Below are 12,316 nucleotides of genomic sequence, written 5' to 3'. Positions count from 1 at the left end.
TTTTTATACCCCCCCCCCCCCCCCCCCCCCATTTGCCAAACGTTCCCAGCATGATATCCCCGGGGGTGAGGAGGATGCGTCCGGCGTAGTCCCGGATGACTTCACCGACCTTGCAGAGGCGATCCATGCGTTGTGGGTCGCCATGGACCAGGGGCAGCGCTTTGGGCATTGGAAGCTGCTGCGCTTCAACGGCCACTTCTTCCGCGACGCCGAAGTCCTGCCGCTCACCCGCGCCGATGTCGCGGTGCTGTATCAAGCCGCTCAGGCCAACTGGCAATACGTCGAGCCGACGATCTTCGGCACTCTCCTCACACGGGCGCTCAATCCGAAGGAACGCCATCGACTCGGTGCGGAGTACACGCCGCGCGAGTACGTGGAGCGCGTGGTCCGGCAGACTGTGGACGTGCCGCTGCGCGAGCGGTGGGCGCCCGTACAAGCGCATGCGGCGGAACTGGCGGGCTCGCGCAAGAAGAAGGACCGCGACACCGCACTCGGTGAGCTTCGCGACTTTCACGCGTGGATGCGCGGGCTGCGCTTCCTGGATCCCGCATGCGGCAGCGGCAACTTTTTGTACGTCACGCTGCACATGGTCAAGCGCCTGGAGTTGGAGGTGCTGCGGGCCATAGAAGAGATCACCGGCAACCCGGAGCTGGGGATTGAGGAAGTGGGGCCGTGGCAGTTCTACGGCATAGAAATCAAGCTGTGGGCTCGAGAAATCGCTGAACTTACGCTGTGGATCGGCTACCATCAGTTCTGGATGGAGCACCACAAGGGCGTCAACCCGCCCGAGCCGGTGCTCAAGGACACCGGCACGCTGGAGTTGCGTGATGCCGTGCTCGACTGGGACGAGATCGTTGAAGCTCCCGCCCGGTCGCGCCCCGATCCCACGCCGCGCATCGTACACCCCGTCACGGGAAAGTTGGTGCCCGATCCAGAGGCGCGGCTGGTGTACAATCTATACACAAATGCGCGTCCAGCTCGGTGGCCACAGGCGGATTTCATTATCGGCAATCCGCCGTATCTAGGCCAAAGGAAACAACGGGAGAGTTTCGGACACGGTTATGTGGACGCTCTTAGATCTGCCTATCCAGACCTTCCTGACAGTGCTGACTTCGTGATGTACTGGTGGTTTAGAGCGGCCGTTGAGGTCGCGGTCGAACGTTCGACGAGAGCTGGATTGATCACGACCAATACACTGGCGCAAGAGCAGAATCGCGCAGTAATTGAGAGTGCTGCTTCACTTGGCGCACAGATTGTCTGGGCAATTCCTGACCACCCATGGGTAGATGATGCCGGAGCAGCCGACGTGCGAGTTGCAATGTCGGTCATTGCTCTCCGTCCTGCACAAGCAACACTGCTCCGGATCAACAAACGTACGGGTCAACTGGATGAATTTGTTTCCGGGCAGCTTAACCACGATTTGTCTATAGACGCTGACGTGGCGGGAGTCGCTGCGATTCAATTGCGGGCAAATACGGGTATTTGCACCCCTGGGTTCAAATTGCATGGGGCAGGTCTAGTTCTCACTAAAGAGGATGCTGAACGCCTCATCCAACTTGATTCCCGGCATCGGGAGATTGTCCGTCCATATCGGAACGGGAAGGATCTCACCAGCCGTCCTAGAGAAGTCTCCATCGTGGATTTCGCCCTGCGCAATGAAGATGATGCACTGCAGTATCCGGTGCTGTATGACCTGATTCGCACCCGGGTGAAGCCGGAGCGCGATGCTAACGCAATGCAGTCCCGGCGCGATAAATGGTGGCTACTTGGCCAGCCGAATCCGAAACTGAGAGGAATGACGGCGGGGCTGATGCGAATGATCGTAACGGTCTTTACGTCAAAGCACCGCTTCTTCACCTTTTTGAGCAGTGAAATCGCGCCTGACCAGACACTGGTCTGTATCGGATCAGATAGTCCCACTCTCTTGGGCTATCTATCATCTTCGCACCACGTGATTTGGTCACTCGCGGCGGGTGGACGCCTTGGGATCGGGAATGATCCGCGATATAACAAGAGCAAGTGCTTCGACCCTTTCCCGTTCCCCGATCCGCCGCAGGAGCTGCGGGAGGAGATCGGGCGGGTGGCAGAGCGGCTGGACCAGCACCGCAAGGACGCCATCGCCCGCGACGAGCGCGTGACGATGACGGGGATGTACAACCGTGGTCGAAAAGCTGTGCGCCAACGAAAAGCTCACCGATAAGGAGCGCGCCGTTCACGAGATCGCCGCGTGTGGCGTGCTGCGCGACCTGCACGACGAGTTGGACCGGCTGGTGGCGCAGGCGTACGGCTGGCCCTGGCCCATGGAGCGCGAAGAGGTGCTGGAGCGCCTGGTGGCCCTGCACGACGAGCGCGTGGAAGAGGAAAAGCGCGGCTTCGTGCGGTGGTTGCGGCCGGAGTACCAGGTTCCGCGCTTCGGCGGCGGCGTGCCTGCGCCGGAAGAGCCGGCGCTGGATCTGCCCGATGAACCCGCGGCGGAGGAAGTGGTCAAAGTGGTCGATGCGAAGCCCTGGCCGTCGGATGCGATCGGCCAGTTGGGCGCGATCAAGGCGTACGTGTCCACCGCGCCCGCCACGCCGACCGAGGTGCGCGTGGCCTTCGCCGGCGCACCCGCAACCCTGGTTGCCCGCTACCTGGACACGCTCGCGATGGTGGGCGAGGTACGTACGCTTGCGGATGGTCGCTACCAGGCTGTCACTGAACCGCTGTGACTCAGGTCACGCGTGGACCCTCGCAGGGCGCTTGCGTCGGGCGCGGAGATTCGATCTACTTGGGAACTGCCCAATCGATTCTGACCCGCCCCACCGGAACCATCCATGATCGTTGCCCTGGCATCGCCCCGGGTCGCCACGTCGCTCGATGACGGGTTGGAGAACGCAGGGCGGCTCATGGCCGAGGCGTCGGCGCAGGGGGCGGAGATCGTCTGCTTTCCGGAGGCCTACCTGCCGGGGCTGCGCGGGGTGGACATCGACGTCCCCCCGTTCGATCGGGCGGACCAGGAGCGGGCCACGCGCGCCGTGGCGGAGCTGGCGCGGACGCACGGCATCGCCACCATCATGGGCATGGAGCGGCTGACGGATGCGGGGCGGCAGATCGTCGCCGTGGTGTTCGATGCGGATGGACGGGAGCTGGGGTACCAGACCAAGAACCAGCTGGCCCCCAGCGAAGACCCCTTCTACGTGCCCGGCGACACGCGGCGGATCTTCGAGGTCAACGGCACCCGGTTCGGCGTGGCGATCTGCCACGAGGGCTGGCGCTATCCCGAGACGGTGCGGTGGGCGGCGGCGCGCGGCGCCCGGATCGTCTTCCATCCCCAGCACTCGGGAAGCAACCAGGAAGGCATCCGCCTGAAGGAATGGGGCGGGGCCGGCCGGCCGTACTACGAAAAGGCGATGGTGATGCGGTCCATCGAAAACACCATCTACTTCGCCAGCGTCAACTACGCGCTGCGCTTCCCGGAATCCGCCACGGCCCTCATCGACCCTGCGGGCGAGTGCCAGGCGTACCTGCCGTACGGCCAGGAGGGCGTGCTGGTGCAGTCCATCGACCCGGAAGAAGCGACCGGCCTGATCGCCAGCCGGTTCGCCCCGGCGCGCTACCAGGAATCTACACCGGCTGAGCGATGAAACAGCCGATCCTGCTGCGCCTGGCGCCCGCCTTGGCGATCGCCTTGGTGCTTTCGTGCACCCCGACGGGCCTGTGCGGGTGCCCGCCCAGCCGCAGCCACGTCGACATCCATGGCGTGGTGCGCACCGCCGCCGGCACGCCGGTGCAGGGAGCGGTGATGCGCGCAACGTTCTACCGCGAGCAGTGCGGTGAGGGCTTCGGCGAACCCGCGGACCAGGACGCGTACCCCGCCCAGACCAATGCCGCGGGTGCGTACGATGGCCGCTTCATCTCCATGGGCGGACCCAAGCCGGTGTGCCTGCGGGTGAGCGCCACCCGCGGAGCGGGTGCGTCCGCCGACAGTGCCCTCAGCGAAGGCGCGATCATCCAGTTGCGCGACGAAGACGACAACCCGGCGCGCGTTCGCGTGGACGTCGTCTTTCCCGGAAGCTGAACGATGCCCGCATTCCGCCGGGCAGGCCGCTCCAGGGAGGCGGTCAGCGAGGCACCCCCCGAGCTGCCGCGGTGGGGGTGGGGCTTCGTGCTGGCGTGCGCCATCATCCCCGTGTTGACCGTAGGGGGACTGGTGCCCATCGTGGTCGGGGTGGCGGGCGCCACCAGCTGCTACCGCGTCTCCCGCGACACCCGCATTCCGCCGCGTGGGCGCATGCTGCGCTGCGCGGGCATCACCGCCGCGTGCTGGGCCGCGACGGCGGCGTTCCTGGCGCTCCTGGCCGCGGCCCTCTGATCCTCATCCCCCGTTTTCCCCTCCTCGCCATGCCATCACTCCTCTGGTCCATCCGGCGCCACCTGGGGATCTCCCTGCCGCTCTTTGCCCTGTACGCGGTGGCGATCGTCCTGGCCACCAACGGCGTGGTGGACGGGCGCACCCTCGCGGTACTGGGGGCGGTGCTCGTGCTGACGCTGCTCACCCCGGCGGCGGTGAGCGCGCTCAACCGCCGGCACCTGCGGGGCAGCTGGAGCCCGGCCCTGGCCGAGGGCGAGCAGGTGCTGCACGACGGCCCGGCAGACCGGTACCAGGCGGGGTACTTCGGGTGGCTGTTCCTGACCGACCGCAGGCTGGTGCTGTACCGGGTGGGCGGGAAGGAAGACCTGTCGATTCCGCTGGCGCAGCTGGCCGAGGTGCGCGCCACCCGCTACGCCGGCATCTTCGCGACCGACCTGCGCCTTGAACTGGGCGACGGAACGGTGGAGACGCTGCAGGTGGAGGGCAGCGGGGAGTGGGTGGAAAAGCTGGAAGCCGCGCGGGCGGAGGCGGCCCGCGGCGTCCCCTCCATCACGCCCTGAGCATTGCGCCTATGCCACCTATTGCGTTAGGGTTCAACATCTTCCGTTTCCCGTCCCACCCGTGTTCGCCTGCCCCGCGGCACGTCCCCGAGCGCCCGGAGGTTCCATGGCCCAATTCTGGACCCGCACCCGCACTTTCCTGGCGGGCCTGTGGCTGGCCGTGGTGGCCGCCGAGTTCATCGTGTTCTTCGCGGTGGAGCGCATCGACAATTCCTGGGTGCTGCTGCTGTTCGCGGCGGTGCTGGCCCTTCCGCTGATCGCCATCGACATGACGGTGCGCTGGGTCCGGCGCCCGGCCCGCAAGCGGTGGGACCGCTACGACGTGGCTGCCGGGTCCGCGGCATCCGTCCGCACCGTCGTGGAGGCGCCGACCGATCCGCCGGCACAGGCGCCTCCCGCGGAACGAACGCCCGGCCTGGCCTGACGCTGGGGCCCCGACGTCCAAAACCCCGGCCCGGAGCGCCCAGCGTCCGTGCCGGGGTTCGTCCATTCGGGCCGATCGCCGGTGCGCGGTCCCGCCCCGTCACATCCCGCGCGACAAGCACGTTCTGCTCCCGCCACCTTCCCGCGAGAACCGCCCGTGCCCGTAGACGATCCACGCACCCGTACCGAGATCCTGGAGGCGCTCGGCCACGTGCAGGCCGAGGTCGCGTCGTACTTCGGTTCGCTTGGCGCCGAGTTCAACCAGCGGACGGGGGATGCCTGGACCCCCGCCGAGCACCTGAAGCACCTCGTCACCTCCGTGAACGCCGTGGCGCGGGGGCTCGCGGCGCCCAAGCTGCTGCTGCGCCTGCGCTTCGGCCGGGCGCGCACGACGTCGCGCTCGTACGCGCAGGTCCGGGACGCGTACCGCGCGGCGCTCGCTGCCGGCGGCAAGGCGTCGGGCGCGTTCGTGCCCCCGCCGGAGGTCGTGTCGGCCGACGACGCCGGCCGGCGCAGGGCCGAGATCCTGGCGCGCTGGGAACGGGCCAACGTTCGCCTGCGCGGCGCGCTGGAACGCTGGACCGAGCCGCAGCTGGATGGAATCCGCATGCCGCACCCGCTGCTGGGCCACCTGACGACGCGCGAGATGCTGTTCTTTACCCTCTACCACAACCAGCACCACGTCGCCGCGGCCCAGCGGCGCCTGGCCGGGGAGGTTGCCCGATGAGACATAAGCCGAATGCCGCGCCGCTGCTGTCCATGCTGACGGTCGCCTCTGCGGCTGGTTTCTGCTGATGCTTCCGGCCGATCGCTTCCTCGACGCCATGATGTGGCTGGGCGCCGTCCTGATGGTGGCCACCATCCTGGTCACCGAACACCGGCGCCGAAAGCTGGGTTCGGTGCTCGTTCGAATGCCGCGGGTACACACGCAGTGGGTGTTCCTGATCACGGGGTCCGTGCAACTGCTCGTGGCAGTGATCACGTTCAGGCCGCGCGTGCCGACGATCGCGCTCGTGCCCGCCTGCCTGGGTGCTTTCTTCGTTGTCGTTGCGCTTCGCCGCTTCGAGCTGCGGGAGCGGGGGATCGCCGGGATCGAGAACGCGTGGCCGTGGCGCGAGGTGGAGTATTATGAGTGGGTGGGCAAGGATCGCGGAACGCTGCACCTGCGCCTGTACTGGAAGTGGTGGTTCCGCGCTTCGGGGGTGGTGCCCGTGCCCGCGGACCAGCGCGAGGCCGTCGCGCGCATCCTTCACCAGTACGCGCCCAACGCGGAGCCGACCACCGGCTTCGGTCAGAACAGCGTGTAGATGAACGGCGCCAGCGCGGAACCCTGCGTAAGCACCATCAGCATGCCCAGGAGCAGCATGAAGATGATGATGGGCATCAGCACCCACCGCTTGCGGGCGCGGACGAAGCCGAAGAGCAACCTCAGCCTGGACTGCGACGCCATGGAGACTCCCTTCCGGGTGTGAGGCGGGGTCAGTACGGCTTGTCGGGCCGGGTGGCGGGGCCGCCGGCCTCCACCGGCTCCCAGTACGAGGCGCGCGACGGATCGGGCTTCAGCGACAGGCGGTCCTTGCCCAGCACCCGCAGCACGATGGCGATCGGCGTAACGATGAGAAAGTAGCTCAGCGCCAGCAAAACGAAGGTGCTCACGATGGAGATCTTCATCGCGAACGCCATCCACCCCCGCTCCACCGGCCGCAGCACCCCCGGCGCCACCAGCCCCAGCAGCAGGAACGCCGCGCCGGTCCCCAGCATCCACGGCGCCGCCGGGCGTCCGCGCCAGAGCAGGAATCCGCCGATCAGCGCCAGCGGTGCCGCCATCACCAGGCCGAACCTGCGCAGGTCGGCGGTCGTCTTTTCCCGGTTCTTCATCGCCCCTCAATCCAGCTCTAGCTGTGCGCGCCAGTCTGCGTCATCGGCCAGCGGCGGCTGCTCGGACTTCAGCAGCACCATGTCTTCCATCACCAGCGCGTCCATCCCGGTGCGCATGAAGCAGCGGTACGCATCCTCGGGCGTGCAGACGATGGGCTCGCCGCGCACGTTGAACGAGGTGTTGATCACCACGCCGTAGCCCGTGCGCTTCTTCACCTCCTCGATCAGGCGATGGTAGCGCGGATGGTCGCGCGGGTCCACCGTCTGGATGCGCGCCGAGTAGTCTACGTGCGTGACCGCCGGCACCACGCTGCGGGGCACGTTGAGCTTGTCGATCCCGAACAGCCCATCCTCTTCGTCCGTCGCCGCCGTCCGGTACTTCTCGCGCACGGGAGCCACGAGCATCATGTACGGCGACTCGCGGTCCAGCTCGAACAACTCGGCGGCGTCCTCGCGCAGGCACGACGGGGCGAAGGGACGGAACGACTCGCGGTACTTGATCTTCAGGTTCATCACCGACTGCATGCGGGTGCTGCGCGCATCGCCCAAAATGCTGCGCGCGCCCAGCGCCCGCGGCCCGAACTCCATCCGCCCCGCGAACCAGCCGACGACGCTTCCATCCGCGATCAATCCAGCCGCCACCCCTGCCACCTCGTCCCCGGTGTAGCGGCGGTACGGGACGCTCTTCTCGCGCAGCCACGCCTCGATTTCGTCCGCCTGGAACGCGGGCCCCAGGAACGAGCCCCGCTGTGCGTCGCGCCCCGCGTGGACCGTCCGCGGCTGGCCCAGCACCTGGTGCCAGGCGAAGAGCGCGGCCCCCAGCGCCCCGCCCGCGTCGCCCGCCGCCGGCTGGATCCAGATGTCGTCGAAGATCCCCTCGCGCAGGATGCGGCCGTTCCCCACGCAGTTCAGCGCCACGCCGCCGGCCAGGCACAGGTTGCGCTCCCCCGTCTCCCGCCGAACGTGGCGCGCGGTGCGCAGCATCAGCTCTTCGGTGACGTCCTGGATGGAGCGCGCCAGGTCCATCTCGCGCTGCGTCAGCGGCGACTCGGGCGTGCGCGGCGGCCCGCCGAAGAGCTGGTGAAAGCTCTCCGACGTCATCGTAAGGCCGCGCGTGTAGTTGAAGTGCTTCATGTTCAGCCGGAACGAGCCGTCCTCGCGAACGTCCATCAGCTCGTCCATGATCAGCCGGGCGTACTTCGGCTCGCCGTACGGGGCCAGCCCCATCACCTTGTACTCGCCGGAGTTCACCCGGAAGCCCAGGTAGTGCGTCATGGCCGAGTACAGCAGCCCCAGGCTGTGGGGAAACTTCATCTCGTAGCGCAGGTCCACGCGGTTGCCGGCGCCCACGCCCCACGAGGCGGTGGCCCACTCGCCCACGCCGTCGAAGGTGATGACGGCCGCGCGTTCGAACGGTGACGGGAAGAACGCGGAAGCCGCGTGCGACTGGTGGTGCTCGGGATACAGCAGGTCGCGGTCGATGCCCAGCTCGTCCTGCACCACGTCGCCCATCCACAGTTTTTCCTTCAGCCACAGCGGCATCGCCTTGAGCCACGACGAAAACCCGGATGGCGCGTAGGCCAGGTACGTTTCCAGCAGCCGCTCGAACTTGAGCCAGGGCTTGTCGTAGAACGCCACGTGGTCCAGCTGCGCCGCCGTGATCCCCGCCTCTCTCAGGCAGTACTCCACCGCGCCGCTGGGAAAGGCCGCATCGTGCTTCCGGCGCGTGAACCGCTCTTCCTGCGCGGCCGCGACGATCTCGCCGTCCCGCACCAGGCAGGCGGCGGAATCGTGGTAGAACGCGGAGATGCCCAGGATGTGAACGGCCATTCGGGAGGCGGTGGGGGAGGGGCAGGGGCCGCACGGGCGAATGAATTCGCTGCAACGACCATACGAAGTCTGCCTTCGCAGACTGGCCTGCTTTGGTGAAAGGGCAGGGGTGTGGCGCGCGCCCGGATGGTGGTGCAGTTCTCCCCCTCTCCCGCTTGCGGGAGAGGGGGCCGGGGGAGAGGGCAGCCGAGGCCCGCACGGCCCTCTCCGAAGCGCTCCGACCTGCCTTTGGGGAGCAACCGCGGTTACCGCGGGCGAATGAATTTGCTGCAACAACTACGCGAAGTCCGCCTGCGCGGACTGGCCTGCTTTGGTGCAAGGGCAGGGGTGTGGCGCGCCCATGGTTCGCCCGTCGCGAGGTGTATTCTACAAGGATTTGCGTTCGGCCACAGGTGCGCGGGCTTTCCGGGTCTTGCGCGCGGGGGTGGGCGGCCTGAGCTTGGGGCCAGCCGCGCACGTTTTCCGCGCGATCTCCCTCGTCCCTCCGCGTGATATGACAGCATCACCAGCGAGCGCTCCGTGGCGGGTGGAGGTTGGTGCAGACGCCGTCACGGCCGTGTACGAAGCCGCGGGGGATGCGGGTGGCGTGTTCGTGTTCGCGCACGGCGCGGGTGGCCGGATGGACGATGCGGGGATGCTGAAGCTGGGTGCGGCGTTCCGCGCGCGCGGCCTGTCGACCGTGCGGTTCAACTTCGTGTATCGCGAGAAGGGATCGGGCAGGCCGGACCCCATGCCGCGGCTGATGGAGTGCGTGTCGGCCGTCGTGGCGCGGGTGCGGGAGGAGCTTCGGCCGCCGCTGCTGGTCATCGGCGGGCGGTCGATGGGGGGGCGGGCCGCGTCAATGCTGGCGGCGGAGGGGTTCGCGTGCGACGGGCTTCTCCTTCTCGCCTATCCGCTGCACCCCGACAAGCAGCCCGAAAAGCTTCGCGACGCGCACCTGCCGTCCATCCAGGCACCCGTGCTCTGCTTCAACGGCACCCGGGACGCACTGTGCAGGCGCGACCTGATGGAGGCGACGCTGACGCGCGTGGGGCCCAACTGGACGATGCACTGGCTGGAAGGCGCCGACCACTCGTTCCACGTGCTCAAGTCGTCCGGCCGCACCGACGAGCAGGTGGTGGACGAAGTGGCCGACACGACGCGCGGCTGGCTCGCGGGCTTACGCTGATGGGCCACCTGACCCATGCGGCACGCGGCGATGGGCAGTATCCGTTGTGGTACGTCCTGAACCTGGAGAGCTTTCGTTGAATCCGCCCGCCGCCGCACCCACCGATCCGCCGCAGACGGCCGCCGCGCCGCCCGCCAGCACCGCCGCGCCCGCCGCCATCGCCGCGCCGGGGCGGCGCTACGACCGCTCGCTCATCGAGGGGCCGCTGGCGCCCGCCGTGTGGAAGCTGGCCTGGCCCACCATGCTCACGAACATCTTCGGCGGGCTGCAGGGCATCGTCGACCACGTGATGGTGGGCCACTACGTGGGCTTCACCGCCAACGCCGGCATCGGGGTGGCCACGCAGATCTGGATCGTCATCGTGGTCTTCATCATGTCGGTGTTCACGGGAATGAGCGTGCTGGTGGCGCGCTTCGTGGGCGCGGGCGACGAGGAGATGGCCGACCGCACCGTCTACCAGGCGTTCCTCACCGCGCTCGGCATCTCCGTCCTGGTGCTGGCGCCGGTGGGATGGTTCGCCGCGCCGGCGCTGCTGACCCTGGTGAACGCCACCGCCGCCGTGCAGGCCGAGGCGCTGCCCTACCTGCGCATTTCCATGGTGTTCAGCAGCGGAATGCTGCTCTTCTTCCTCACCAGCGGCGCCCTGCGCTCCGCGGGCGACGCGCGCACGCCCATGGTGCTGGGCATCGCCATGACGCTGATGAACATCGCGCTGAACGTGGTGTTCATCACCGGCGTGGGCCCCATTCCCGCCTACGGCACGGCCGGGGCGGCGATGGGAACGGTGATCGCGGCCGGGCTGCTGGGCGCGTACTCGCTCTTCAAGCTGTGGCACGGCGGATGGGTGGTGTCGTTCCCCAAGGGGCGGGGGTACGCGCCGGACTGGGGGATCATCAAGTCGCTCTTCCGCTTCGGCCTGCCGGCGGGGATCCAGGGGATCGCCATGAACGTCGGAGGGCTGCTGCTGCTGGCGTTCATCGGCTCGCTGGCGCAGAGCGCGGCGGCGCAGGCGGCGTACGCGGTGTCGTACGGGCAGCTGTTTTCGCTGGTCACCTGGACGTCCGTGGGGCTGATGGGCGCCGCCGCCGCCGTCGCCGGGCAGAACCTGGGCGCGGGCCAGCCGGACCGCGCCAACGAGGCGGTGCACGTGGCGGCGCGCATCGCCATGGCCGGCGCGGGGTTCCTGGGGCTGTTCTTCTTCTTTCTCCCCCGCACGCTGCTGGGCGTGTTCGGCATGGACGAGCCCGGGGTGGTGGACATCGGCGTGCAGCTGCTGCGCATCCTGAGCGTATCGGGGCTGATGATCGCCGTGGCGCTCACCTACACCGGCGGCCTGCAGGGCACGGGCGACACCAAGGGGCCGCTCTACATCTCCATCGTCTCGCAGGTGATGGTGCCGCTGGGCATCTGCGCCGTGGTGGAGCGCGTGGCCACGCTGGACCCGCTGGACATCTGGCTCGCCATCCTGGCCGGCCACACCACGCGCTGCGCCCTCAGCGTCCTGCGCTTCCGGCAGGGGAAGTGGAGGAACATCGCGGTGGAGGTCCGGCGCTAGCCGTCCGTCCGGCCGGCGCCCACACGACAGGGGGAAGGGAATGCAGCGACGGATGATGCGGATGGCGCTCGTGAGCGCCGCACTCGTGCTGGGGCCCACGCCCGCCGCCGCGCAGGTGCCCGACACCGCCGGCCTGGCGCAGGCCGTGGGAGCGTTCCTCGTGGAGACCGTCGTGCCGCAGGTCGGGCGGAGGAACCGGCTCGAGGTAAGTGCGCCCAGCACGGCGTTCGATTCCGCCGTCGCCGTCTTCCTGCAGGCCGCGCCCGAAGCCGCCCTGCCCCCGAGGCGCGGCTATCGCAACTGGATCGTCACACGCCACCTGGACTTTCGCGGCGACACGGCGGTCGTCCTGGTGGAACAGGGCACCGGCTGGCCCGCGCCGGTCGACGACCCGTATGCGCTCACGTTTTTCGTCGACCAGAACAACTTCTTCTTCGTCCGCGATCCGGCGGGGTGGCGCTACGTCAGGCGCGCGTTCCATAGCCACGCCGACGGCGGCGCCGTTCGAGGCTAGCACGGCCGTGATCGTACGAAACGCGAACCGCCCCGGG

At 68.1% G+C, this 12,316-nt stretch carries 15 protein-coding genes; 12 read left to right on the top strand and 3 right to left on the bottom strand.

Annotated elements, in window-relative coordinates; all coding sequences use genetic code 11:
- The 9 genes from VGB24_RS21650 to VGB24_RS21610 form a co-directional block, all read left to right on the top strand.
- The coding region (locus VGB24_RS21650) for a class I SAM-dependent DNA methyltransferase (RefSeq protein WP_331075001.1) at window positions 1-2,200 on the top strand (2,200 nt) is incomplete at its 5' end.
- Complete coding sequence (locus tag VGB24_RS21645; RefSeq protein WP_331075000.1) at window positions 2,160-2,708, top strand: hypothetical protein; 549 nt, start codon at window positions 2,160-2,162, stop codon at window positions 2,706-2,708. The genes VGB24_RS21650 and VGB24_RS21645, both read left to right, overlap by 41 nt.
- Before the next feature lie 105 nt (window positions 2,709-2,813).
- On the top strand, window positions 2,814-3,623 hold the full coding sequence (locus VGB24_RS21640) for a carbon-nitrogen hydrolase family protein (protein ID WP_331074999.1): 810 nt from the start codon (window positions 2,814-2,816) through the stop codon (window positions 3,621-3,623).
- Window positions 3,620-4,057 (top strand): hypothetical protein, encoded by a 438-nt coding sequence (locus VGB24_RS21635; protein ID WP_331074998.1) that lies wholly within the window; start codon window positions 3,620-3,622, stop codon window positions 4,055-4,057. Before VGB24_RS21640 ends, VGB24_RS21635 begins: the two co-directional genes overlap by 4 nt.
- Before the next feature lie 3 nt (window positions 4,058-4,060).
- Window positions 4,061-4,351 carry a hypothetical protein gene (locus tag VGB24_RS21630; protein ID WP_331074997.1) on the top strand — a complete coding sequence of 97 codons (291 nt, stop codon included), beginning with the start codon at window positions 4,061-4,063 and terminating at the stop codon, window positions 4,349-4,351.
- Between the two features lie 29 nt (window positions 4,352-4,380).
- A complete protein-coding gene (locus VGB24_RS21625) occupies window positions 4,381-4,911 on the top strand; it encodes a hypothetical protein (RefSeq protein WP_331074996.1) in 531 nt (176 codons plus the stop codon).
- Window positions 4,912-5,017: 106 nt separating this feature from the next.
- On the top strand, window positions 5,018-5,335 hold the full coding sequence (locus tag VGB24_RS21620) for a hypothetical protein (protein ID WP_331074995.1): 318 nt from the start codon (window positions 5,018-5,020) through the stop codon (window positions 5,333-5,335).
- A gap of 156 nt (window positions 5,336-5,491) precedes the next feature.
- On the top strand, window positions 5,492-6,061 hold the full coding sequence (locus tag VGB24_RS21615) for a DinB family protein (RefSeq protein ID WP_331074994.1): 570 nt from the start codon (window positions 5,492-5,494) through the stop codon (window positions 6,059-6,061).
- Between the two features lie 67 nt (window positions 6,062-6,128).
- A complete protein-coding gene (locus VGB24_RS21610) occupies window positions 6,129-6,641 on the top strand; it encodes a hypothetical protein (RefSeq protein WP_331074993.1) in 513 nt (170 codons plus the stop codon).
- Here the strand turns inward: VGB24_RS21610 and VGB24_RS21605 are convergent.
- The 3 genes from VGB24_RS21605 to VGB24_RS21595 are packed head-to-tail and all read right to left on the bottom strand — an operon-like array spanning window position 6,626 to window position 9,042.
- Window positions 6,626-6,784, bottom strand: coding sequence for a DUF5989 family protein (locus VGB24_RS21605; RefSeq protein WP_331074992.1), 159 nt, complete (start codon window positions 6,782-6,784; stop codon window positions 6,626-6,628). The two genes, VGB24_RS21610 and VGB24_RS21605, sit on opposite strands and share 16 nt — an antisense overlap.
- Window positions 6,785-6,813: 29 nt before the next feature.
- Window positions 6,814-7,212: an SxtJ family membrane protein gene (locus VGB24_RS21600; protein ID WP_331074991.1), complete on the bottom strand. Its 399-nt coding sequence runs from the start codon at window positions 7,210-7,212 to the stop codon at window positions 6,814-6,816.
- Between the two features lie 6 nt (window positions 7,213-7,218).
- Window positions 7,219-9,042 (bottom strand): carbamoyltransferase, encoded by a 1,824-nt coding sequence (locus VGB24_RS21595; protein ID WP_331074990.1) that lies wholly within the window; start codon window positions 9,040-9,042, stop codon window positions 7,219-7,221.
- A 493-nt stretch (window positions 9,043-9,535) separates the two neighbouring features.
- Between VGB24_RS21595 and VGB24_RS21590 the strand changes: the two genes are divergently transcribed.
- The 3 genes from VGB24_RS21590 to VGB24_RS21580 all read left to right on the top strand — a co-directional run bounded on the left by VGB24_RS21590 (window position 9,536) and on the right by VGB24_RS21580 (window position 12,279).
- Window positions 9,536-10,210 (top strand): alpha/beta family hydrolase, encoded by a 675-nt coding sequence (locus VGB24_RS21590; RefSeq protein ID WP_331074989.1) that lies wholly within the window; start codon window positions 9,536-9,538, stop codon window positions 10,208-10,210.
- 76 nt (window positions 10,211-10,286) lie between these two features.
- The gene (locus VGB24_RS21585; protein ID WP_331074988.1) at window positions 10,287-11,765 is read left to right on the top strand and encodes an MATE family efflux transporter; all 1,479 of its coding nucleotides are present in this window, start codon (window positions 10,287-10,289) and stop codon (window positions 11,763-11,765) included.
- A 61-nt stretch (window positions 11,766-11,826) separates the two neighbouring features.
- A complete protein-coding gene (locus VGB24_RS21580) occupies window positions 11,827-12,279 on the top strand; it encodes a hypothetical protein (RefSeq protein ID WP_331074987.1) in 453 nt (150 codons plus the stop codon).
- Window positions 12,280-12,316: the final 37 nt, after the last annotated feature.

The sequence above is a fragment of the Longimicrobium sp. genome, from assembly GCF_036399935.1.
GTDB lineage: Bacteria > Gemmatimonadota > Gemmatimonadetes > Longimicrobiales > Longimicrobiaceae > Longimicrobium.
The sequence above is the reverse complement of the archived record's forward strand: the minus strand, read 5'-3'. Positions and strand labels throughout refer to the sequence as shown.